General features: G+C 57.8%; 26 protein-coding genes and 2 pseudogenes. 10 read left to right on the top strand and 18 right to left on the bottom strand.

Translation table 11 applies throughout. From position 1 onward, the window contains the following. Window positions 1-54: 54 nt before the first annotated feature. From ACQY47_RS25965 to ACQY47_RS25920, 10 genes and pseudogenes are all read right to left on the bottom strand, one after another. Window positions 55-561 (bottom strand): lysis system i-spanin subunit Rz, encoded by a 507-nt coding sequence (locus ACQY47_RS25965; protein ID WP_428553085.1) that lies wholly within the window; start codon window positions 559-561, stop codon window positions 55-57. Next, entirely contained in the window at window positions 558-1,091 is a 534-nt protein-coding gene (locus ACQY47_RS25960) for a glycoside hydrolase family 19 protein (RefSeq protein WP_428553082.1), read from the bottom strand. Before ACQY47_RS25960 ends, ACQY47_RS25965 begins: the two co-directional genes overlap by 4 nt. Before the next feature lie 378 nt (window positions 1,092-1,469). Then, on the bottom strand, window positions 1,470-1,679 hold the full coding sequence (locus ACQY47_RS25955; protein ID WP_428553079.1) for a hypothetical protein: 210 nt from the start codon (window positions 1,677-1,679) through the stop codon (window positions 1,470-1,472). Then, on the bottom strand, window positions 1,672-1,995 hold the full coding sequence (locus tag ACQY47_RS25950) for a hypothetical protein (RefSeq protein WP_428553076.1): 324 nt from the start codon (window positions 1,993-1,995) through the stop codon (window positions 1,672-1,674). The genes ACQY47_RS25955 and ACQY47_RS25950 overlap by 8 nt, the downstream gene beginning before the upstream one ends. After that, window positions 1,995-3,062 carry a hypothetical protein gene (locus ACQY47_RS25945; RefSeq protein ID WP_428553073.1) on the bottom strand — a complete coding sequence of 356 codons (1,068 nt, stop codon included), beginning with the start codon at window positions 3,060-3,062 and terminating at the stop codon, window positions 1,995-1,997. Before ACQY47_RS25945 ends, ACQY47_RS25950 begins: the two co-directional genes overlap by 1 nt. 21 nt (window positions 3,063-3,083) lie before the next feature. Next, the gene (locus tag ACQY47_RS25940) at window positions 3,084-3,554 is read right to left on the bottom strand and encodes a hypothetical protein (protein WP_428553070.1); all 471 of its coding nucleotides are present in this window, start codon (window positions 3,552-3,554) and stop codon (window positions 3,084-3,086) included. 549 nt (window positions 3,555-4,103) lie between these two features. Beyond that, complete coding sequence (locus tag ACQY47_RS25935) at window positions 4,104-4,565, bottom strand: phage tail tip fiber protein (protein WP_428557392.1); 462 nt, start codon at window positions 4,563-4,565, stop codon at window positions 4,104-4,106. A 90-nt stretch (window positions 4,566-4,655) separates the two neighbouring features. Next, window positions 4,656-5,024, bottom strand: coding sequence for a hypothetical protein (locus ACQY47_RS25930; protein ID WP_428553067.1), 369 nt, complete (start codon window positions 5,022-5,024; stop codon window positions 4,656-4,658). Between the two features lie 281 nt (window positions 5,025-5,305). Further along, window positions 5,306-5,854, bottom strand: a pseudogene (locus ACQY47_RS25925) (phage tail tape measure protein); the annotation flags it as partial. 64 nt (window positions 5,855-5,918) lie between these two features. Beyond that, window positions 5,919-6,248 (bottom strand): hypothetical protein, encoded by a 330-nt coding sequence (locus ACQY47_RS25920; RefSeq protein WP_428553064.1) that lies wholly within the window; start codon window positions 6,246-6,248, stop codon window positions 5,919-5,921. Between the two features lie 271 nt (window positions 6,249-6,519). Here ACQY47_RS25920 and ACQY47_RS25915 point away from each other — a divergent pair, with 271 nt between their 5' ends. Both ACQY47_RS25915 and ACQY47_RS25910 read left to right on the top strand, forming a co-directional pair. After that, window positions 6,520-7,080, top strand: a complete 561-nt coding sequence (locus ACQY47_RS25915) for a fasciclin domain-containing protein (protein ID WP_428553061.1) — start codon at window positions 6,520-6,522, stop codon at window positions 7,078-7,080. Window positions 7,081-7,341: 261 nt separating this feature from the next. Continuing rightward, the gene (locus ACQY47_RS25910; protein ID WP_428553058.1) at window positions 7,342-7,605 is read left to right on the top strand and encodes a hypothetical protein; all 264 of its coding nucleotides are present in this window, start codon (window positions 7,342-7,344) and stop codon (window positions 7,603-7,605) included. Here ACQY47_RS25910 and ACQY47_RS25905 read toward each other — a convergent pair. The 4 genes and pseudogenes from ACQY47_RS25905 to ACQY47_RS25890 form a co-directional block, all read right to left on the bottom strand. Further along, on the bottom strand, window positions 7,595-7,732 hold the full coding sequence (locus ACQY47_RS25905; RefSeq protein WP_179608824.1) for a hypothetical protein: 138 nt from the start codon (window positions 7,730-7,732) through the stop codon (window positions 7,595-7,597). The two genes, ACQY47_RS25910 and ACQY47_RS25905, sit on opposite strands and share 11 nt — an antisense overlap. A 60-nt stretch (window positions 7,733-7,792) precedes the next feature. After that, window positions 7,793-8,071 (bottom strand): DUF1799 domain-containing protein, encoded by a 279-nt coding sequence (locus ACQY47_RS25900; RefSeq protein ID WP_428553055.1) that lies wholly within the window; start codon window positions 8,069-8,071, stop codon window positions 7,793-7,795. A gap of 47 nt (window positions 8,072-8,118) precedes the next feature. Beyond that, window positions 8,119-8,499, bottom strand: coding sequence for a phage tail assembly chaperone (locus tag ACQY47_RS25895; RefSeq protein WP_428553052.1), 381 nt, complete (start codon window positions 8,497-8,499; stop codon window positions 8,119-8,121). A gap of 3 nt (window positions 8,500-8,502) precedes the next feature. After that, a pseudogene (locus tag ACQY47_RS25890) lies at window positions 8,503-8,694 on the bottom strand (phage tail tube protein); the annotation flags it as partial. A 65-nt stretch (window positions 8,695-8,759) separates the two neighbouring features. Between ACQY47_RS25890 and ACQY47_RS25885 the strand changes: the two are divergent. The 4 genes from ACQY47_RS25885 (at window position 8,760) to pbpG (ending at window position 11,423) form a co-directional block, all read left to right on the top strand. Further along, window positions 8,760-8,981, top strand: coding sequence for a hypothetical protein (locus ACQY47_RS25885; RefSeq protein WP_428553049.1), 222 nt, complete (start codon window positions 8,760-8,762; stop codon window positions 8,979-8,981). A 2-nt stretch (window positions 8,982-8,983) separates the two neighbouring features. Further along, the gene (locus ACQY47_RS25880; RefSeq protein WP_428553046.1) at window positions 8,984-9,172 is read left to right on the top strand and encodes a hypothetical protein; all 189 of its coding nucleotides are present in this window, start codon (window positions 8,984-8,986) and stop codon (window positions 9,170-9,172) included. Further along, the gene (locus ACQY47_RS25875) at window positions 9,169-10,365 is read left to right on the top strand and encodes a tyrosine-type recombinase/integrase (RefSeq protein WP_428557391.1); all 1,197 of its coding nucleotides are present in this window, start codon (window positions 9,169-9,171) and stop codon (window positions 10,363-10,365) included. The genes ACQY47_RS25880 and ACQY47_RS25875 overlap by 4 nt, the downstream gene beginning before the upstream one ends. A 134-nt stretch (window positions 10,366-10,499) precedes the next feature. After that, on the top strand, window positions 10,500-11,423 hold the full coding sequence (gene pbpG / locus ACQY47_RS25870) for a D-alanyl-D-alanine endopeptidase (RefSeq protein WP_017136460.1): 924 nt from the start codon (window positions 10,500-10,502) through the stop codon (window positions 11,421-11,423). Window positions 11,424-11,534: 111 nt separating this feature from the next. Here pbpG and ACQY47_RS25865 read toward each other — a convergent pair whose 3' ends face one another. Continuing rightward, the gene (locus ACQY47_RS25865) at window positions 11,535-12,197 is read right to left on the bottom strand and encodes a peptidase C39 family protein (RefSeq protein ID WP_428553043.1); all 663 of its coding nucleotides are present in this window, start codon (window positions 12,195-12,197) and stop codon (window positions 11,535-11,537) included. Window positions 12,198-12,394: 197 nt separating this feature from the next. Between ACQY47_RS25865 and ACQY47_RS25860 the strand changes: the two genes are divergently transcribed. Next, a complete protein-coding gene (locus ACQY47_RS25860) occupies window positions 12,395-12,556 on the top strand; it encodes a hypothetical protein (protein ID WP_017136458.1) in 162 nt (53 codons plus the stop codon). Here the strand turns inward: ACQY47_RS25860 and ACQY47_RS25855 are convergent. After that, window positions 12,553-12,963, bottom strand: a complete 411-nt coding sequence (locus tag ACQY47_RS25855) for a hypothetical protein (RefSeq protein WP_099550017.1) — start codon at window positions 12,961-12,963, stop codon at window positions 12,553-12,555. The genes ACQY47_RS25860 and ACQY47_RS25855 overlap by 4 nt on opposite strands. A 225-nt stretch (window positions 12,964-13,188) precedes the next feature. On the opposite strand from ACQY47_RS25855, the gene ACQY47_RS25850 reads away from it, so the two are divergent. From ACQY47_RS25850 to ACQY47_RS25840, 3 genes are read left to right on the top strand one after another with little or no spacing between them, the layout of a single operon-like run. Next, window positions 13,189-16,410, top strand: a complete 3,222-nt coding sequence (locus ACQY47_RS25850) for an efflux RND transporter permease subunit (RefSeq protein ID WP_169988159.1) — start codon at window positions 13,189-13,191, stop codon at window positions 16,408-16,410. Further along, window positions 16,400-17,566: an efflux RND transporter periplasmic adaptor subunit gene (locus tag ACQY47_RS25845; RefSeq protein WP_428553038.1), complete on the top strand. Its 1,167-nt coding sequence runs from the start codon at window positions 16,400-16,402 to the stop codon at window positions 17,564-17,566. The genes ACQY47_RS25850 and ACQY47_RS25845 overlap by 11 nt, the downstream gene beginning before the upstream one ends. Beyond that, on the top strand, window positions 17,550-18,968 hold the full coding sequence (locus ACQY47_RS25840) for an efflux transporter outer membrane subunit (RefSeq protein ID WP_428553035.1): 1,419 nt from the start codon (window positions 17,550-17,552) through the stop codon (window positions 18,966-18,968). The genes ACQY47_RS25845 and ACQY47_RS25840 overlap by 17 nt, the downstream gene beginning before the upstream one ends. 161 nt (window positions 18,969-19,129) lie before the next feature. On the opposite strand, the gene ACQY47_RS25835 is transcribed toward ACQY47_RS25840, so the two are convergent. Continuing rightward, the gene (locus tag ACQY47_RS25835) at window positions 19,130-20,413 is read right to left on the bottom strand and encodes a Zn-dependent hydrolase (protein ID WP_428553032.1); all 1,284 of its coding nucleotides are present in this window, start codon (window positions 20,411-20,413) and stop codon (window positions 19,130-19,132) included. Window positions 20,414-20,585: 172 nt separating this feature from the next. After that, complete coding sequence (locus ACQY47_RS25830) at window positions 20,586-22,073, bottom strand: NCS1 family nucleobase:cation symporter-1 (protein WP_099550011.1); 1,488 nt, start codon at window positions 22,071-22,073, stop codon at window positions 20,586-20,588. Between the last annotated feature and the right edge of the window lie 521 nt (window positions 22,074-22,594).

Genomic DNA, 22,594 nt, shown 5'->3' with positions numbered 1-22,594 from the left:
GCCAGCACGAAACAACAAACCAGCGTAAGCGACGATCCGTTATGCATGAGTCAATCATCTCACTACAGCCCTGACATATGCCTGGCAAGCCCGCAGCGCGATTACGGCGTTATCCCCGTCGTCGGTGATGGCGATAATTCGTTGCGCATGCGCTGGGTCAAGTTGGGCTCGACGGGCTGCATGAACCACCTCGGCGGCGCCGGTGGCGGTAGGTACTTCGCAGCCACTGGCTGAATCCGTGGCGTCGAGAAGGACTGACAACCGCACATCAGCAGTAGCAAGGCGGTCACGCAGCAGAGCCTGGTTGCGCTGGGCATCGGATAATTCCTTTGTGTGTTGTTGGTCCTGGGTGGCGAGCTGATGCTCGGTGGCCAAGCGCTTGTCTTGCTCGGCCTGCTGCTGACGCCAGGCCTCACCGGTGATTGCGTCGAGGTCTTTCTGGTGCGCGTCACCTTGCTCGGCGAGTTGCTTGCCAAGTCGCCAATCCTGAACCTGCCAGGTGCCGGCCGCGCTAACGGCCATGGACAGCAGGATCGCCACCAGGATCTGCACCGGCGTCATGCCAGCACCTTCAGCGCCCTGTCGTACAGCTCCTGGCGATCGGCCTGGCCGGTGAGCCCGCCATTGATGCGCTTGGTGATCTTCGCGAAGTCCTTCTGATCCGCCAGGGTGTTCAGCCCCCGCGTCGACCAGAACCAGGCAGCCGACATCGCGGCGTGCTGTGGCAGTTCGAGCAGCGTAGGCTGATTGATTAGGTCGAGGCCCAGCGCCTCGCCGCACGCGGCATAGTTCGCCCGGCCGGTAATCTGGATCAGGCCACGGCCACGGAACTTGAAGCCGTCACCCTTCACGGTGTTGCCCAGGTCAGCACGGCCTTCGTATCTGGCCTGCTGCGCGGTTGGCCCCCAGATCTCGCGCACATAGCGCAGCTGGCCGGACTCATGCCCGACCTGGGCGATGAACGCCGACACACGCAGCGTGCCGACAATGCCGTAACGCCCCATAGCCGTATTCAGCACAGGAACAAAAACGCCGGCTTGGCGGCCGGCGTTCGGGAGGATCTGTAGTAACTGCTGATCGGTGATCGGCATGCTTTTCTCCAGGTGAAAAAAAGCCCGCAACTTGGCGGGCGATTCTCTTTCGATATACTGCGGTGAATTATCGGAGCGAACAGGAATGGATCCCATGAAATACGGAATACTTCTCTTAACCGTCTTTACTCTTGGCGGCTGTGAAACGTACAACGGCGGACAAGACGGCCCCGACATTAAGGCAGGAGGACTCCAGATCAGTTGCAATGCAACCCCTGCCAATCAGCCCGGCTGTTATACCCCGCCACCTTCTTGGTGGACCAAGCTTCCTGGCCATTTCTTCATTCGTGGTAGCGGCCTTTAACGCTTGCAGCGGTGCGAATCCTATCTACAGGCGAAAAAAACCGCTCAAGGCGGGCATTGGTATTCGGGTTGCGATCAGGTCAGGGCAACAGGCTCAGCAGTCACAACGTCGAGAGCGGCCTTGCGCTTTGCCTGGACTTCGTCAGGGATCGGCCGCTTGCGCTCGTACTTGGCGATCACCTGCCAGTCGGTGGAGCTCAGGTACTGAATGCATTGGTCATATGCTTCTTGGTGCCATTGGTCATACGGCTTCTGGATCGGCTCCAACTTGTCGATGTTAATCATTCGCTAGTGGCTCCACGTCAGGAAATCGAACCTTGCCGCTCTTTACGTCAAGGATAATGGGAGTGTCAGGAGCGCGCACTTCGTGTGGACTGTCCCACTTGACTGGGAACCTTAACGAGAACTCGAACACACCATTGACTCGTTGGATGTAGTCGCCATTGACGAACCATGGATTATTCGCGGCGCTGGCCGGTAACTTGTATCCGTCAGAGATAACCGATAGGTCGACAGCCCCACCATTGATGGTGATCACGTCACCGTTCACTGATGCTTCGATCTTTTCGTCAGATAGCACTTGGTACAGTGTGATTTTCATTACTTCCAGTACCCCGTTACAGCAATCCGGATTGCCCAGAACTCCTGAGATGTTGCGCCATTGCGAATAGTGAATTGACCAACTGTAGGCGATGTCATTAGCGCTGATATGACCCCGTAATGATCACCTGAGGACGTTGGTGAAACGTGAACATTTATCAAGGTCTTACCCCAATCCGGCGTAGCAACCGGAGTTGTAAAGCTATAGTCAGCCGCCTGATTGGAGCCTACAGTTTTGTTTGCAAGTGACGAAGACATAACCATCAACCCATTTGCAAATCGGCTTACTCTCCAGCTGCCAATGCTTCGGTCATCCATTGCGCCGACTCGCCCGTTTGAGTTGTCGACCGGGTTAAGCATGTTCAGGATGTTCAGTTGAAGTAGCCATCCAGAATAAGATCCGCCCGTAATGGTTCTTGCGAATATGCCGCCTTGCGATCCGCCTGTGCCACCTGTGCCGCCGGAAAGTTTCTGATATCCCCAGTCGCTGCTCCACTTTGTTATCTCAAGTACCGAACCATTGAATGCGTCCGACCCGGTAAAACCCGGAGGGTTTACACCTGTCGCTTGCGGGCCAAGCTGATACGTTGAGAATCCGACGGGAGCGGCAGCAAATAGTACGTCTACGTTGCCGTTATACAGGTTAGCCCCTGCAATCCCGTTGCCCATGTTTCCGCCGACTTGCGCCACTCTCGCCCATACTGACCATCCGCCGCCCTGTTGACCGCCACGCTCCCACGTCACGTTGGCCCCCATCTGCCGGAATGTCTGCCGGACAAAGATGTCTGCGCACTGAACCATGATATGGCCGTTCTGCGTGCCTTCGGGCACGTTGGTGTTGTTGGTACCAGTGAGCGTGTAGATAGCGTTGATGTACGGCAGGTTGTTCATGTTGGTGCCGTCTGGTAAACGGACGGCGTCACTCTTACCCCAGCCAGTTTTGTTTGTGATGTCAAAGCCCTGGTAGAGCTCCTGGGTCATGGCATTAATCTTCATGCTCGCTGTGCGCGGAGGATCACCACCAAAGCCATTTGGTGCTGCGCCCAGGATGATCTCTTGTCTTGCCATTTAATAACCCCCTAATTAATATCACATAACCATTTTGCCAATCATTAAGGGAATACCTAAATACGTTGTATTCCCTACCCCTAACGTAATTGCAATAATTTGATTATTTGGATAATCCCAAACAAAATATAGCTGCCTTGGTCGAAATTCCGAACCGCAAAGAGGCATCTCGAGGTTATTTATTAATACATATTCGCCGCTACCCAAAACAAATGGCGCCTTAAAATAACACCGAGTAACTCCTTGAGCGTCATAGTCCCAGCCAGTATAAGTCCAAGCATTAGTACTTCTTACAAAAAGAGCACTTGGTGTACCACTATCAAACAATGTCACCCCTGAGGATGAAGAAAGCCTTAAGCCATATTCGCTTATAGGCTTTGCACCGAATCCAGCAACATACCACTTTCCAGCAGGATTTATATTATACAAACTGTACTTACCAATACCAAAACCAGTCCAATTTCCGGGGGAGCCAAACAGGGCTGGAAGCATGCTAATCGGACCATTAGCCGGATCTGGCCTTATGAAAACAAACGGCTGTTCTTGTGTCGTTATTGGACTAGGAAAATAGACTTGAGCTGTACCATTCGCACCGTTAGGTGCATAGCTTCCAGAGTATAGAATAGATAACCGTACAAACTCAGAGTCTAGAATCACCCGATTATCATCAGCGTTTTGAAACATCAGCCCATACGAATCTGTCATTTTATTTAAATCTCACCACGACCAATCGCATCCCGGTAATAGAATATGAAGATGTGCCATATGGATCACCCCGTATAGTACGCCACACTCTGACGCCACCATTTATAACTTCTGGCTCAAGTTGCTTATCAGAGTTTCTATCTATTGATTTATTCGGAATGCAAAAAGCAGCGGAGTTACTCGAGCTAACCCCCTCAATAGAAATATCAAAGTATTTTCCAGCTGGGTAGGTGCTTGGGTTTATGTCAGCAGTGTATGCCACCCTCATAGTAAATGCGGTTGGGGAGAGTTGCGATTCTCCGGACGCCCCCCATGTCCAAAGCCCGTATTCGTCCATTATGAAAGCCTCCCGACCATAGTCCTCTTAACGCCGCCAGCGTCGAATACAGACAGACCGTCGTTATTGAGAAGTGATGCCCCGCCAGCTCCAGAACTGCGCAGCGTGAATGTCCCCGCCTTGACATTGATTTCCAACAGCGGGCGACCTTTTGAGTCGACTGATTCAGAGCGCAACGTCATACCCAGGATGATCTCCTGAATAAATGCTTTGTTGATGATCGCTTGATTGATGAACACCTGATTGTTCTGGACAACGAACATCGGTACGACAGCATCACTTACTTCATCGACCACGGCAAATCGCTGAGCAAAGATCAGAAACTCTGCCTGCTCACCATCCGATCCAAACGCAAACCCGGAAGTTACCGTCTTACCATCAACGATGGTCTGAGCCTTGAGAGTGACCATTGCCGACACCTTGTCACCGGTTGCGGCGACAACCTTATTGGTCTCCTGAATTGCAGCCGTGTTTTCGCCCGAAGTGGCACGGACAGTTCTAATCTGCTCGCCCAGGGCTTTACGGGTGGAAAGCGCGCTCGAACGTCGCTGTCACTTTGAATACGCCGCCAGGCCCAGCCCGTTTGCTGCACGGGATCCAGCCGCTTCCAGTGCGGCGCGCTGACGCTCAAGCTGATTGACGTACGCCTCCGAGGCGGCCGTCAGTTGCTCAAGGCGACCCTTCTCGCTTGTGGCGATGATCGTTAGCTGGCTATCGGCGTCCTTTTGCGCTTTGACCATTCCAGTGCGAGCATCGGCGATCTTCTGGTCGAGCTGGATGCTCTGGGCCGCCGTCGTGCCTTTCTTGGCCTTGGCCGCTTCCAGTGCATCGATCTCAGCCTGGTAAGCAGCCGTCACATCGTCCTTTTCCTGATTAATCAGGGCCGATCGTTGCTTGGCATAGTCCGACAGAGAAACCACGCCGGCCTTCTGCTGCGCCTCCAGTTCCTTCTGGGCGTTCCGGAAGTCCGTGACAATGTCGGACAGGTTGTTTTTGGCGTTGTTGAAGCCGGTTAGGTCGACCTGAGGGCTGGCGGCCTTCGGGTCTTTGTACTTGTCGTTGACCGACTTAAGCGATACCGCGTACTCACGATTAATGCGATCCGCATCGACATTGCTGCCAGCAAGAGCCTTGGCCCTTTTCCGGTCCAGCTCTTCGATTTCTAGCTTTTTCTTCTGCTCTTTATCAAGCCCGGCCAGATAGCTGGTACCGGGTCAATCCCGTTGACGGTACGCTTCAGCGCCTCAATCTGACGATTTTCCGCTTCGATCAGCTTCTGCTTCTGCGCCAGCTCTTTGGCTTCGGCCTTCTCGATCTTGTCATAAGCTCGGCCCAGTTGATCTTGGTACTTCGCCTGCTCTTCAATGGTGACAAGGCCGCCTTTGCGCGCGCGCTCAAGCAAGCCTTCCGCCTGAATCAGCGACTCCATGCTGGTAATGTTGCCGGTCATAGCTCGATCGAGCTGGCCGATTACATTTATCTCAGCAACAGCGCTGTCGGCCGCCTTGCGGCTTGCTCCGGACCGCCGATCTATTGCGGCAGTCGACTTTTCAACACCCTGAGCCACTTCGCTCTCTGCTTGGGTGATCTTCTTCCCGGTGTTGGCCAAGCCTTCTCCGGACTTTCCTAGTTCGTCAATTGCCTTCTGTGCGCCCTCGGCCGAGTCGACGAGCTTGTCCAGGTCGTCAGCAGCCTTCGCTGCCTGTGAGGACTCAACGGAAATGCCGAGGGAGGCGAAGTTAGTGCTCATCAGTTTTCTCCGGGCAATAAAAAACCCGCTCGATGGCGGGCTTGTTTGAGCATTGGTTCGGCGGCTATTTCTTCAAGCTGGCGTTCTTCTCAGCAAGCTGACAGGTGGTGTTGATATCTGCCTGGCTCTCAGCGGTGAATTTTGCGACCGGGTACAGGCCAATACCCTCAACGACATACATTGCGAATCCCCCATATCCCCCGACGCGGTTCTTTGCGTTCACCTCGCCGCAGACCACAACCTCATCGCCAGCTCGATAGACCTTCTCATTCCTGAACTGCGCGGAAGCCGCATCAAAAAGGTTACGCTTGACCTCTTCTCTTGCCTGATTCACATCGCTATTGCCACACCCCGCCAGCGCTACGAGCGCCAAAGCCCCCACGAACATTTTCATATCGTTCCCTCGTTGAGATATCGCGGGACTTTATCATCAACGAGAGAGCAACACGAAAGCCCCGCATGGGCGGGGTTCTTCGGGTTTGTATCGGTCAGCAGCTGTCCAGGCATCCAGCGTGGATGGAATGTCAGGGACAGCGACCGACAGGTTTGAACCGGCAGGCGCCGCGCTTAAAAAGTTATTTTTTGAAAAGGTGCATCCACTTTGATCGTTGGCTCGTAGATTCAATACCCTCACTCGGAGGGCATAAGAGCCTAGGAGATACATCATGCACGCTTTTTACAAAAAATTTGCTGCTGCAGCCTGCTTCGCGATTCTCTCCGTCACTACCACGCTCAGCTTTGCCGCCGATACAGTGATGGTCGGAGGCGCAGCGATGTACCCAAGCAAAACCATTGTCGAGAACGCGGTCAATTCGAAGGACCACACGACGCTGGTAGCTGCAGTCAAAGCTGCCGGACTGGTCGATACGCTTAACAGCAAAGGCCCTTTCACTGTATTCGCCCCAACGAACGAAGCCTTTGCCAAGCTGCCAGCAGGGACCGTCGATACACTGGTCAAGCCTGAACACAAAGCCGATCTGACTAAAATTCTGACCTACCACGTCGTGCCTGGCACTCACACATCGGCGCAACTGATGGCAGATGCCAAAAAGAACGGCGGCACAGTGGTGTTGAAAACAGTTCAAGGTGAATCGCTAAATATCAAACTGCATGACGGCAAGCTGTGGGTCGTAGATGCGAAAGGCGGTAAGGCCGCCATCAGCATCGCAGACGTGATGCAGTCCAACGGCGTGATACACGTTGTAGATTCGGTCTTAATGCCTTAATAGCTCGTCAGTCCCGGCAGACTCCCAGTTTGCCGGGTGTTTAAACACACAGGCACCTCATTAGCTGAAACTTCATGGTTCAGAAATGTCGTAGCACTGTTTTGCATGAATGCGAAACCAGCTGTACGAATCCTCAGTAACGCCAACAATCCCTCCGATAGTAGCCTCCTGCCTTCATGCAAGGATTTCCCAGTCCTTGGCCTGCAAGCCCAAGGACTGGGGTTGCGCCAATATCGGCGCGTTTATGACCTAGAGGTCAATGTGAGCAACCCTGAAATGAACCCGCTGGACGCTGCGCTGAATCAGATCAATAACACTCTGCTAGCGCTCAGTCACTTCGCTGCACAGCTTGATTCGAAAATACTTGAGGCCTATCTGGGGGCGGCTGTGCTTGCTTCTCGAGAGCAGGGCAGCGGTGACAATATCGTTTATGAAATCTACAAAAAAGCGCTTCCAGGAAGACCATTGCCAACAACGCTTTCTTCCGAAGAGTTCGCTAAGAAAGTGAAAGAATCTAAGTCTTAATCTCGGTTTGATTGATTGTCGCCTTTTCTACCGTGGCAACGGATAGAAAAAGGCGGCCATCTTTACTGAGTATCCACAATGGCTTGCCATTCTTATCTTTTGCAGCACTTGCAACATAATCGGTCATCGATGACTCCAGCGGCTGAGCCGCGTCAGATGGTAGGTTGTGCATCTTTGTGCCTGAGGATCAGGCGCCCCTCGCGCTCTCCCGCTGTTCCGCCATGACCTGCAGGGCTTCAGCCTCCATCCGCCGGAAGTCGCTGAAAATGGTTTGTCGCTGGCCGATCGGTACGCCACACATCCGAATAACCCCGGAGAGAACGCTGTAGTCCATTCCTGTTGCGCCGCACGCGCCTGTGCGCCACTGGGTGCTCATGGCCTCGAAGACTTTGAAGGCGTCCCAGTTGTCCGGCCAGATGCCGACTTCCTTGTCGGGGATGTCCTGGCGCGATAAACCGAAGGCCATCAGATCTGCATCTGACGGCCCTGGCTCATACAGCGCGCGGGAGGCGCTTAGGAGTTTCCCAGGCGGGCCTCGCTAAAGGCTTCGGCGTACGCGTTCAGCACTGCCTTCGGAGCCGAGTTGATCGAGTTGACGAGGATGCGCACGTTTTCAGGCGTGAACTCCTCTTCGATATCCCAGCCCACCACCACATCCAGCAGTTGATCAGCTTGCAGTGCGATCTGGGCGGCAGTGAAAGCTTTGAGGTCCATGTCGCCGAGCTGCTTGCTCAATTCGTCGTGCCGCTCGTTCCAGCCGGTGTATAACTCGGCCAGCGCGGTACGGTCTAGGTACTTGAACTCGAACTCCACCTTCTCGGCGTTGTAGCCGGCGCGCTGGATCATCACCGGCGCCTTGAAGGTCGGTTTCTGGATCAATTTGAACTTGGCCATGGGTTACACCGCAGCTGCGTAACGGGCTGGGCGACCGGTCAGCGCCAGGCTGATCACACGGGTCATCAGGTTGTTGCGGGACATGGTCGGGGTCGACGTGATCGACACATAGCCGTTGTAGATGATGCTGCTGCCGCCCGGCAGGTTCAGGCGAAGCAAACGAGCCTGCTTGTCGTCGTCAGCAGCTTCACACAGCCCTCGCCAAGATCGGCATGTAGCACTAACCCACCTTCCGCCGCCCAGCGCGGCAAGGACACCCCATGTTCGCAACAAAACTCACCCTGATCATGCTGGGCCTGGTGCTGTACGTGTCAGCCAGCGCCTGCTGGTTCTTCTGGATCGGCCCCGGCCTGCTCATGGATGGCGAAACGGCCGACCTCATCGGCGTCTTTGCCGGCACCTGCACCTGGTTGCTGATCACCTTCGGCCTGGTCATTCACATCATCAAGACAGCGCGGCCCACTATGGGCAGCGGGAGGTAGCTATGGCTGAGGCCAAGGAAAAGTCAGAAACATTTCAGCTCGACAAGGTGCCAGAGGCACGCATGGCCGAGATCATCGGCACCACCAAGCGCGCTCTGGAAGGTAAGCGCGACCGGGGCGTTATCCCTGAAGGTGTCTGGAACAAGATAGATGGCCGCATTTTTTATAGCGTAAGGAGATATGAAGCATAGCTAGAAAGCCAATGGGCCTGCCCACAGGAGTTGAATTCGCTGGTCAGTCCGTTCGCATTCGGTTCACTTGGCGAGGCGAACGGCGCTGCGAAACTCTCACACACCCACAAACACCAAAAGGGATCAAAGCGGCAGCCGATTTACGCGATCAAGTAATTAGCCTGGCTAAGCATGGGGTTCTGGATGATCAGCGGTACGCCGAGCTGTTCCCGAACTCCAGCTACATGCCTGTTTCGCTGGTAATGACATTTGGCGAGTATGCCCAGGCCTGGATCAATAGCTTGGAGATCGTGCCCGGCACCCGCAGGAACTATCGTGCAACGATCAACACCTACTGGATGCCCTGGCTTGGTCAGCTTCCAATCACCTCAATCACCACGATGGTATTACGTAGGATCATCAGCGAAACAGCTTGGGAAACCCAATCAATCAAGCGCGAGTCCATAGCGCGGGTGACTTCACTGCTGAAGGCAGCCGTGCAAGATGAGTTGATTGATCGCAATCCGGCGACACCGATCAAACTGCCGAAGAAAGCAAAAAAGCAGGTGGACCCGTTCTCCGGTGACGAAGCGGCCGCAATCATCGAATGGATGTACGCGAACTTTAAAAAGCCTGGCGTACGAATATTTGCTGCCTACTTTGAATTTGCTTTTTTTAGCGGGATGAGGACGGGAGAGATAGCGGCATTGCGCTGGGATGAGATCGACATGGATGCGCGTACTGCACACGTCTGCCGGATCGTTGTAGATGGGGAAGTAGAGGAGCGCACCAAGACCAAGTACGCGAGGACGGTGATGCTTAATAGTCGAGCGTTGAATGCCTTGCGGCAGGCCAAGCAGATCGCCGATGATCGATTGCTACAGCGGAGGAGAATCAAAACGGAATCGCAGTATGTGTTTCCGCCATCGGGTGAATCAGAGTTCATCTGCCGGCCGTCTCAGACTGGCGACCAGTTCAGCAAGGCGTTAAAGGCACTTGAACTACGACACCGACCGCAGTACAACTGCCGACACACCTATGCCACCATGTGCCTGATGGCGGGCATGAACCCTGCCTTTATCGCCGGCCAGCTTGGCCACAGCATTCAGGTATTGCTGACGACTTACGCAAAATGGCTATCGTCAACTACTGACTGGTCAGAGGTCGGAAAGCTTGAGCAAGCGATGATTGGTACAAAATCGGTACACGCCTGACCAATCATCGGCTTAGAGCCTTTATTTAAAGGCTCTCTATCACTTTCTGATCCATACTCCTAAAATGTAACGGCATTTATCAAAAAACCGTTCTCGAACGGCATTTTCCCTACTTTTTTAGCGAGTTCACCCGCGTGAAAATTCGTCTCTCTCTTGTCAGCCTATTTTTTGCATTTACAGGCACCTTCGCGCACGCCAGCGAAACCACCCTCGCCCCGCGTGATACTTCAAAACTGCAGATTGCTTCCGGCAGCGCCATCCTGGTCGACCTGCAGACCAACAAAGTCATCTATTCCAGCAACCCCGACGTGGTGGTGCCGATTGCCTCCGTCAGCAAGCTGATGACCGGCCTGATCGTGCTCGAAGCCAAACAGAACATGGATGAGTACATCGACATCAACATCAAGGACACGCCAGAAATGAAAGGCGTGTTCTCCCGGGTGAAAATCGGCAGCGAAATGCCGCGCAAGGAAATGCTGCTGATCGCCCTGATGTCCTCGGAAAACCGCGCCGCCGCCAGCCTGGCCCACCACTACCCGGGCGGCTACCCGGCGTTTATTGCAGCGATGAACGCCAAGGCCAAGGCACTGGGCATGACCAGCACGCACTACGTGGAGCCCACCGGCCTGTCGATTCACAACGTGTCCACCGCCCGCGACCTGAGCAAGCTGCTGGCCGCCGCGCGTAAATACCCGATGCTGAGCCAACTGAGCACCACCAAGGAAAAGACCGTGGCGTTCCGCAAGCCCAACTACACCTTGGGTTTCTCCAACACCGATCACCTGATCAACCGCGCCAACTGGGATATCAAGCTGACCAAGACCGGCTTCACCAACCAGGCCGGCCACTGCCTGGTGCTGGTGACCAGCATGGGCAACCGCCCGGTGTCGCTGGTGATCCTTGATGCGTTCGGCAAGTTCACCCACTTTGCCGATGCCACGCGTATCCGCAACTGGGTCGAAACCGGGCGCGGCGGTTCGGTGCCGGACGTGGCCTTGCGCTACAAGGCCGACAAGAACCTGAAGAATCGCCCGAACGCGGCTGAAGTACGCCGCTGAATAATGTGGGAGCTGGCTTGCCTGCGATAGCATCAACGCGGTGCAACAGATAAACCGAGTTGCCTGCATCGCAGGCAAGCCAGCTCCCACAGGCTATAGCCTTCAGCGTTTTTACTTTCTTTCCGCCAGCACCTTGAGCGCCTGCGCAGCCGCCTGCTCCTGCCCGGCCTGCGCCGTGGCATTGGCAGAATCGCGCCAGCGCTGCACATCCACATTCGCCGGCAACTGGCTCGGGCGCTGGGTCAAAATCGCCCAGTGCCCTGCGCTCTTCCACGCCGACTCAAAATTACTGAAGCTCATCAACAGCCGTCGGTCCATGCCCGAGCGCAGCAGCACGGTGCTTTTCTGCTGATTGAACCCCACCACCACGACATAACGCGTGCCCGACCACATGCTCGGGTTGATCCGCGCCATCACCGGGTAACCCGCCGCCACTTGCGCCAGCACGGCCGTCAGCTTGCTGTCCAGCGGGTACACCATCAGCCCGTATTCACGCGCCAGCACCTGCATATTGCGCTCAAGGTTCGCCTCGCCACCCGGTAAGTGCAGCGGTTTGTCCAGCAAGCCGGGTGTCATGACAATGCCTTGTTGCGACAGCATGCTGGCTAAAGCTGAAGGACCGCTCTGATAGGCCTCGCTGCGATAAGCCGGCACTCCCGTGAGTTCAACGCGCTCCGGCAACCCCGCCAGTTTCGACGGGTGCCCGGAACACGCCGCCAGCCCGAGGGCGCACGCCAGCAGCAAGGAGGTTTTAACGTTCGAGCGTAAGCGCAATTTTTTACTCTCTTGATCAACGGCCGGTAAGGGCCCAGATCATAGCCCAATCGCGTTTAGGGAGTAGCGACAGGCTGCTGATATAGCCAACAAGTTGGACCGATTCGACCATTGGTCAATAGCACGCAACCGTCAGCTGGCTAGACTGTCCATTGAGAAGACTGTGTGTGCCCCCAGCGGGGCGAAAGGAGGCCAGAATGAGCCTTGCAACAACGATTTTCCTGTTGGTCTGCGGTTGGCTGTCAGTAGCCGCCGCCATGCTGTGGGGCGTGATGCGCGTAACGCGTCGGCATCACCACCCCCATGTCACACCGGCTGCACCCGCCAAGCCGCACAAGGCCGCGGTGCATCACGCCTAGCCAGGCATGCAATTAAAGTCCTGAGTCGCTGCAACCTCCTTGCCGCGACCGTCTTTGAGCACGGCACGCACGGTAGTGCCCAGGCTGGATTCCACCAGCGTGTAGTGCTCACCCGCCTTGAAGTTCTTGTACTCGACCCGGCCCTGGCAGTCTTGCTGGTTGTCGTCGCCCGGCTCTTCTTCAAACAGTGTCACATCCAAACGATGGTCCCCCGGCGTCACTTCAAAATAGCGACCGTCATCCACGCGGTGGCCGTCGACGCGCTCGGCCATCAGGTCATTTGGCGCTTCTTCCTTCAGACCAATCCATGCCTCGCTCGGGTCAGCTTTAGGGATGGGGCCGGCGCAGGCTGACAACAACAAAACAACACCAAGCGCGGGGATCAACAACAGAGGTTTGAATGACATGGCAGGGCTCCAAAGGGCATCAGTAAAAACGTTGAAGGCGATTCAACTGTATCGCCGCCGATGGGTTACAAGCTTGGAGAGCTGCCCTATGTAGAACAAATGAATACATATGAAACGATCTTCAGCCGTTAACTAAATGTTCCTTCACCTGGCTGAAAGGTGCGTGTTAGGTGGGTCGGGCAAGACTGCCGGGGTTTGCAATCCTGCTCCCTCGGAGGTTCACGCATGCTCGGGCTGGTAAAGACCGCACTGCAAAAGCCCTACACGTTTATCGTGTTGGCCATATTCATCTGCATCATCGGGCCGATGGCGGCCCTGCGAACCCCCACGGATGTTTTTCCCGATATCGGCATCCCCGTCGTCGCTGTGGTTTGGCAGTACAACGGCCTGTCGCCGGACGCCATGGCCGGTCGGGTGATCTACACCTACGAACGCTCCTTGAGCACCACTGTCAACGACATCGAACACATCGAATCGCAATCGCTGCCCGGCATGGGCATCGTGAAAATCTTCTTCCAACCGGGTGTGGATATCCGCACCGCCAACGCCCAAGTCACGGCCGTGTCACAGACCGTGCTCAAGCAGATGCCACCGGGCATCACGCCGCCGCTGATCCTCAACTACAGCGCCTCCACGGTGCCGATCCTGCAACTGGCGTTTTCCAGCCCCAGCCTCTCGGAAGCCAAGATCCGCGACCTGGTACAGAACAATATCCGCCTGCCCTTGAGCGCCCTGCCCGGCCTGGCCATGCCCACGCCAATGGGTGGCAAGCAACGCCAGATCACCCTCGACCTCGACCCGCAGGCGCTGGCCGCCAAAGGCTTGTCGGCACAGGACGTGGGCAACGCCCTGGCGCTGCAAAACCAGATCATTCCAGTGGGTACCGCCAAACTCGGCCCCAACGAATACACGATCCTGCTCAACAACAGCCCCAAGGCGATTGATGAGCTCAACGACCTGCCGATCAAGACGGTCGACGGCGCAATCATCACCATCGGCCAAGTGGCCCACGTGCGTGACGGCTCGCCGCCGCAGACCAACATCGTGCGCGTCGACGGCCACCGCGCGGTGCTGATGCCAGCGTTGAAAAACGGCAGTATCTCTACCCTGTCGATCATCGACGGCATCCGCCAGATGCTGCCGCGCATCAATGAAACCCTGCCGCCGTCGCTGAAGACCTCACTGCTGGGCGACGCCTCGGTGTTCGTCAAACAATCGGTGGGAAGCGTGGCCCAGGAAGGCATCATCGCGGCGCTGCTGACCAGTGCGATGATCCTGCTGTTCCTCGGCAGCTGGCGCTCCACCTTGATCATCGCCGCCTCGATTCCGTTGGCGGTGTTGTCGGCCATTGCATTGCTGGCGGCCACCGGGCAAACCCTCAACGTGATGACCCTCGGCGGGCTCGCATTGGCGGTGGGGATACTGGTCGATGACGCCACGGTGACCATCGAAAACATCAACTGGCACCTGGAACAAGGCAAGGCGGTGAAGACCGCGATCCTCGACGGCGCCGCGCAGATCGTCGGCCCGGCGTTTGTGTCGCTGCTGTGTATCTGCATCGTGTTTGTGCCGATGTTCCTGCTGCAAGGCATCGCCGGTTACCTGTTCCGGCCGATGGCGCTGGCGGTGATTTTCGCCATGGCCAGCTCGTTCATTCTCTCGCGGACCCTGGTGCCGACCCTGGCGATGTTTTTGCTCAAGCCGCATGTGCCGGAACAAGGGCCAGGGCATCACCCGGAAGATGAATTCATCAACCATCACGAAGGTGAACAACACAAGAAGCCGCGCAATCGCGTGCTGCAATCGGTGCTGAATTTCCAGCAGGGTTTCGAGCGCCACTTCTCGAATATCCGCGACACTTACCACGGTTTGCTGACCCTGGCGCTGGGCGCACGCAAGCGCTTTATCGTCGGTTTCCTGGCCTGCGTGCTGGCCTCGTTCCTGCTGTTGCCGAGCCTGGGCCAGGACTTTTTTCCGGCCACCGACGCCGGCGCCCTGGCCCTGCACGTGCGCTTGCCATTGGGCACGCGTATTGAAGAAAGCGCGGCGGCGTTCGACCGCATTGAAGCGCGGATTCGCGAAGTGATCCCGGCCGAGCAACTCGACACCATCGTCGACAACATCGGCATCCCGCTCAGCGGCATCGACATGGCCTACAGCAGCAGCGGCACCATCGGCCCGCAGGACGGCGACATCCAGGTCAGCTTGAAAAAGGACCACGCGCCGACCGCCGACTACGTGAAAAAACTGCGTGAAGCCTTGCCGCAAAGCTTCCCCGGCAGCCACTTTGCGTTCCTGCCTGCCGACATCAGCAGCCAGATTCTCAACTTCGGTGCCCCGGCGCCGCTGGACGTGAAAATCTCCGGGCGCAGCGATGCAGAAAACCGCGCCTACGCCATCGAACTGGAGCGTCGCCTGCAACATATTCCGGGCATTGCCGACCTGCGCATCCAGCAGTCCACCGGCTACCCGTCGTTGCAAGTGAACGTCGACCGTATGCGTGCCAATGGCCTGGGCATCACCGAGCGCGACGTGACCAACAGCATGGTCGCCTCGCTGGCGGGCAGCTCACAGGTGGCGCCGACGTTCTGGCTTAACCCGGCCAACGGCGTGTCGTACTCCATCGTCGCCGCCACCCCGCAATACCGCCTCGACAGCCTGCCGTCACTGGAAGCCTTGCCGGTGACCGGTGCCGATGGGCAATCGCAAATCCTCGGCGGCGTGGCGAGCATCTCTCGCGTGCAAAGCCCGGCGGTGGTGACCCACTACAACATCGAGCCGACCCTGGACCTGTACGCCAACGTGCAAGGCCGCGACCTCGGCGGCGTGGCCCGTGACGTGCAAAAAGTGCTGGACGACACCGCCTCCATGCGCCCCAAAGGCGCGGTGATCAGCCTGCACGGGCAGATCGATGCGCTGCATGAAGCGTTCAGCGGGTTGAGCTTCGGCTTGCTCGGCGCCGTGGTGCTGATCTACCTGCTGATCGTGGTCAACTTCCAGTCGTGGGCTGACCCGTTTGTGATCATCACTGCACTGCCGGCCGCACTGGCGGGGATTGTGTGGATGCTGTTCCTCAGCGGCACCTCGCTGTCGGTACCGGCACTCACCGGCGCCATCCTCTGTATGGGCGTGGCCACCGCCAACTCGATCCTGGTGGTGAGCTTCTGCCGTGAACGCCTGGCCGAACATGGCGACGCGCTGAAGGCGGCCATGGAAGCCGGTTACACGCGCTTCCGCCCGGTGTGCATGACCGCCCTGGCGATGATCATCGGCATGTTGCCGCTGGCGATTTCCGAGGAGCAGAACGCCCCGCTCGGCCGTGCCGTTATCGGTGGCTTGATCTTCGCCACCATCGCCACATTGTTGTTTGTACCCGTGGTCTTCAGCCTGGTCCACGGTCGTCACCCTACTCGCGCAGCTGCTGGAGAAACTTCACATGTCGTCTGATCACAAACCCTCGCGCAAGCGTCTGATGCTCCTGGGTGTCGGCGGCCTCACCTTGGCCGCCCTGTTGGTCGCCAACGGCCTGCACGCCCGCACCACCCACGAAGAGGCGGTTACGGCCTGGACCGAAACCGCCGCCATCCCTCAGGTGATGGTGTTCCAGCCCAAGCAGAACGCGGCCGGCGATACCCTGCGCCTGCCCGCGCACCTCGACGCCTGGAGCAAGGCGCCGATCCATGCGCGGGTGAGCGGTTACTTGAAGGACTGGAAAGTCGACATCGGCAGCCAGGTGAAAGCCGGGCAAATCCTCGCTGAAATCGACAGCCCGGACCTCGACCAGCAACTGGCGCAAACCCACGCGCGCCTGCTCCAGGAACAGGCCAACGCACGCCTGGCCGCAACCACCGCCACACGCTGGCAGAACCTGCTCGCCAGCCATTCGGTGTCGCGTCAGGAGGCGGATGAAAAAACCTCCAACGCCGCTGCCGCCAAAGCCAACGCCGAGGCCGCCGCTGCCGACTATGCGCGGCTGTCGGCGCTGGAAAGCTACAAGACCCTCCGCGCGCCGTTCGCCGGCACCATTACCGCGCGCAACACCGATATCGGCCAGTTGATCAAGGCCGACACCGACAGCGACCCGGAACTGTTCAACATCGCCGACACTCACCAACTGCGTCTGTATGTGCCGGTGCCGCAGAACTACGCGTCGGTGATCCACCCTGGGCTTGAGGCCGAGCTGACCGTACCCGAGCACCCTGGCGAGCACTTCAAGGCGCGCCTGATCGGCGACTCCACCGCCATCGACCGCCGTTCCGGCACCCTGCTTGCGCAGTTTGTCGCCGACAACCCCAACGGCGAACTGCTGCCCGGTGACTACGCCGAAGCCACGCTGCCAATCCCGACCGACACCCACGGCGTGAGCATCCCGGCCAGCGCCTTGATCTTCCGCGCCCAAGGCACCCAAGTGGCGGTGCTGGACGCGCAGAACCATGTGCACCTGCAAGACATCCACATCGGCCTGGACCTGGGCGAACGCCTGGTGATCGACCAAGGCCTCAAACCCGCCGACCGCGTGGTCGACAACCCGCCCGACGCCCTGCGCGAAGGCGACCCGGTAGAGCTTGCCCAAGCCGGAGGTGCGCATGCGCATAAGGTTTAACCCTCTCGCGGCGCTGGTGCTGCTGGCCCTGCAAGGTTGTTCGATGGCGCCCACCTACAAGGTGCCCGCCGTTGACCTGCCGGCCGGCTACCGCGAACAGACCAGCGATGGCCCGTGGCACAGCGCACAACCGTCCGACCAACTGGCACCCGAATGGTGGAAGCTCTACAACGATTCGCGCCTCAATGACCTGCAACAGCAACTGCTCAAGGCCAACCCGGACCTGGCGGCGGCGCTGGCGCACTTTGATGCGTCCCAGGCGTATGCCAGCCAATTGCATGCCGGGCTGTTCCCGCAAATCACCGCCAGCGCGCAGCCATTGCGCCAGCGGCAATCGGATTCGCGGCCGCTGCGTGGCGATACGCAGCCATCGGTGTACAACAGCAATACCGCAGCGTTTTCGCTGAGCTACGACCTGGACCTGTGGGGCAAGATCCGCAACCAGGTCGCAGCGGGCGACGCCCAGGCACAAGCCTCCGGGGATGACCTGGCAGTGGCGCGCCTGAGCCTGCAGCATCAATTGGCGACCCTGTATGTGCAGCTCAATGGGCTGGATGCACAGAGTCGGATCCTCAATAGCTCGCTGGAGGATTTCAGCCAGGCGCTGCAACTGACGCGCAGCCGATACGAAGGCCAGATTGCTTCCGAACTCGACCTGACCCGTGCGCAAAACCAGTTGGCCGAAGCCAAAGCCCAGCTGGATGAAGTGCGCGGGCAACGCAACCTTACCGAGCACGCCATTGGTGAATTGGTGGGTGTGGCAGCCAGCAACTTCACGTTGCCGCCAAGCCGGCAATTGATTGCCCTTCCGGGCATCCCATCGCAACTGCCGAGCCACCTGCTGCAACGTCGTCCGGACATTGCGGCGGCGGAACGGCGGGTGTTTGCGGCCAATGCCAATATTGGCGTGGCCAAGGCGGCGTGGTATCCGGATTTCAGTCTCACCGGGTTAATCGGTGGGCAGACCCAAGGGGTTGGCAACCTGCTGTCTGCCGGCAACCGCTACTGGGCGCTGGGGCCGTTGGTGAATCTGCCGATCTTTGATGGTGGGCGGCTGAGCGCCAATGAACGGCAGGCCAAGGCTGAGTTTGAAGAGGCGTCGGCGCAGTACCGTAGCCATGTGCTCAAAGCGGTGCGTGAGGTGGAAGATAACCTGGCGCAATTGCGGGACCTGCAGCAGGAAGCCCAGGATGAGCAAGCGGCAGCGGATGCGGCGCAGCATACGCAGGCATTGGCGATGAACAGCTATCAGGCCGGGGCCGTGAGTTATCTGGATGTGGTGACCGCGCAAACGGCGGCGTTGCAGGCGCAGCGGACCTTGCAGGCGGTGCAAACGCGGCAATTGCAGGCGAGTGTAGGGTTAGTCACGGCCCTCGGCGGTGGCTGGCAACCCGGCGCCTGACACAGTTCGCCAGCATAGCCGGGATTAAAGGTGGGAGCTGGCTTGCCTGCGATGAGCATAGGTATCTACCCACCTTTTTAAAGCTGCCACAACAGCCCGCTTGCCACAGACTTTGTATTCAACACAAGTTGCTTAGATACCTGTACTGCGATAGCACCCTATCAGGCAGCAAGCTTCCCACTGGCAATCGCCGCCGACGCGGCCAGCATCGCCCGCAGCAAGACGGCACACCCTGCCGCCAGATCATCCGGCGCGGCATTCTCGATTTCGTTATGGCTGATGCCACCTTCACACGGCACGAAGATCATCCCCGCCGGGCCCAGTTCAGCGACAAAGATCGCGTCGTGCCCTGCCCCGCTGACAATATCCATGTTCGACAAGCCCAACCCATTCGCCGCATCACGCACCGCGTCCACGCAGCCTTTGTCGAAGTACAACGGCGGGAAGTCAGCAGTGGGTTCCAGCTCGAACGTCAGCCCATGCTTGGCACAGGTCTCATCAATCACCTTGCGCACCTGCGCAATCATCGAATCCAGCCGCGCCGGTTCCAGGTGGCGCAAGTCCAACGTCATGCGCACTTCACCGGGGATCACATTGCGTGAGCCTGGGTAGGCTTGCAGGCAACCGACAGTGCCGCACGCATGCGGTTGATGCCCCAACGCCGCGGCATTCACCGCCGCCACCACGGCGGCCGCACCCACCAAAGCATCCTTGCGCAGGTGCATCGGCGTCGGCCCCGCATGCGCCTCAACACCGCGCAGTTTCAGGTCGAACCACTTCTGCCCCAATGCCCCCAGCACCACGCCGATGGTTTTCTTCTCGTCCTCCAGAATCGGGCCTTGCTCGATATGCGCTTCGAAATACGCGCCAACCTTGTGGCCACTGACAGCACGCGTGCCCGCATAGCCAATCGCATTCAACGCATCGCCCACGCTGACGCCATCCACATCAACCTTGGCCAAGGTATCGGCCAAAGTGAATTTCTCGGCAAACACGCCCGAGCCCATCATGCACGGCGGGAAGCGTGAGCCTTCTTCGTTGGTCCACACCACCACTTCCAGCGGCGCTTCGGTTTCGATCTTGAGGTCATTGAGGGTGCGCAGCACTTCCACGCCCGCCAGCACGCCGAAGCAGCCGTCGAACTTGCCGCCCGTAGGCTGGGTGTCGATATGGCTGCCGGTCATCACCGGTGGAAGGTTGGGATTGCGGCCAGGGCGCCGGGCGAAAATATTGCCGATGCCATCGATGGTCACGGTGCAACCCGCGTCTTCACACCACTGCACAAACAGGTCGCGGGCCTTGCGGTCGAGATCGGTAAGGGCCAGGCGACAAACACCGCCCTTGGGCGTGGCGCCAAGTTTGGCCAGGTCCATCAGCGACAGCCACAGGCGGTCGCGGTTGATGTGCTGATGGGTCGATTGCAGAACGTCCAGGGCAGCGTTCATGGGGATCTCCTCAGGCTGTGTTTCTTATGATTTAACTCGATCCAATGTGAACCGAGCTTGTGTGGGAGCTGGCTTGCCTGCGATACAGGCGACTCGGTATTCCCGCCGAACCGTGGTGATGCAATCGCAGCGGTGCGACGACTCGACAAGCCAGCTCCCACAGTGACCGCATTTACACAGGTGATTTGGCGGCGACCGGTCTGATGCCACGCTTGGCATTCAGGCCGTAATACAGCACCCCACCCAACGCCGAGCCGGTGAACCAGCCGTAGCTGTAAAACCAGCTGAACGCATCACTGCTCAGCGACAGCAAGGTCAGCACCACCGGCACGCCGAAGGCAACAAAGCCGCTCCAGTTCCACGCCGGGTACACGTCATCGCGGTACAAACCGGCCAGGTCCAACTGCTGTTTGCGCGTGATGAAATAGTCCACCACCATGATCCCGGCGATCGGGCCGAGCAGGCTGGAGTAGCCCAGCAACCAGTTGGAATACACGGTTTCCAGGCTCACATTCGAGACGATCAGCCCGAGTTTTTTCAGCAGTTCGTGGGCCATCAACGCGAGCCCGACCAGGCCGGTAAGAATCACCGCCGTGGTACGGTTGATCAGCTTGGGCGCGATGTTCTGGAAGTCGTTGGTGGGCGAGACGATGTTCGCGGCGGTGTTGGTGGACAAGGTGGCGATGATGATCAGCGCCATGGCGATGGCCACCCACACCGGACTCTGAATGTGCCCGATCAGGGTGACGGGATCGGAGACGCTGACGCCTACCAGCTTCACCGACGCCGCGGTCATGATCACGCCGAGGGCGGCGAACAGGAACATGGTCAGCGGCAGGCCGAAAATCTGCCCGAGAATCTGGTCCTTCTGGCTTTTGGCGTAGCGGCTGAAGTCGGGAATGTTCAGCGACAAGGTGGCCCAGAACCCGACCATGGCTGTCAGCCCGGCCATGAAGTAACCGGTGAGGCTTGCGCCTTCGGGGCGCTTGGGTGGAATCGCCATCAGTTCACTCAGCGACACATTCGGCATCGCCCACACCAGCAAGCCTATTCCCACCGCCACCAGCAGCGGCGCCGACAAGGTTTCCAGGCGCTTGATCGACTCGGCGCCGCGCAGCACCACCCACAGGTTCAGGGTCCAGAAAATCATGAAGCCGATCACTTCACCGGTGCCACCAAGGGACTTCCAACCTTCGAAAATCGAGCCCAGGAACAGGTGAATCGCCAGCCCGCCGAACATCGTCTGGATGCCAAACCAGCCACAGGCCACCAGCGCGCGAATCAGGCACGGCACGTTGGAGCCGAGGATGCCGAAGGACGAACGCAACAGCACCGGAAACGGAATGCCGTACTTGGTACCCGGGAAGGCGTTAAGGGTCAGCGGGATCAGCACCACGATGTTGGCGAGCAAAATCGCGATCAGCGCCTCGCCCACCGACAGCCCGAAATAGGCGGTGAGCACCCCGCCCAGGGTGTAGGTCGGCACGCAGATCGACATACCGACCCACAGCGCAGTGATGTGCCACTTGTTCCAGGTGCGTTCATGCACCTTGGTCGGTGCCATGTCGTGGTTGTAGCGTGGGCTGTCGAGGACGTCGGGGCCGGCGTCGAGTTCATACAGGCCGTTGCGTTCAATGACTTGCGATCTGTTCTGTTGCATGGCCGCTCCACGGTTTTTTTTAAAATTATTGTTGCTCATCCAGCGCGTGGCGCCGGATGGCCGGAGTACCTCGTAAACAACATGACATCACGGGCTCGGCCAGCCGCCACTGCACTCAAAATCCGTGCCGACAACCGCATCTGAACCCGCACCGCTTATATAACTCGCTGATGTTTATCAGCTTTCCGATTGTGCCCTGGGTACTTGTCGCCTTACTCAGGCTAAATAACGCGAAAGTTGCCCGAACTGTCAGGACTCAATCTGGTGCAACACAATTATTTTTATTTACCCACGCCGTCAAGCGGCATGTCTCAAGCGCCTGATTTGCAATAAGAAATGTTGCTCAATTCAAGAACCTGTCAAGTGCGTCAAAATGGTGAAGGGGCGCTACATTTTGGTGATTTTTAGTTTTTATCCTTATAAATCAATAATTTAATAACGATATATGCTTATAAAAAATCTTCTTGCCCATTCGAAAAACTCGGGCTAGTTTCTATTCCTGTCACCGATGACAGGATTAA

Origin of the sequence: Pseudomonas edaphica (assembly GCF_965277385.1) — a bacterium.
Lineage (GTDB): Bacteria > Pseudomonadota > Gammaproteobacteria > Pseudomonadales > Pseudomonadaceae > Aquipseudomonas > Aquipseudomonas edaphica.
This window is presented reverse-complemented; position numbering and strand designations above follow the sequence as displayed.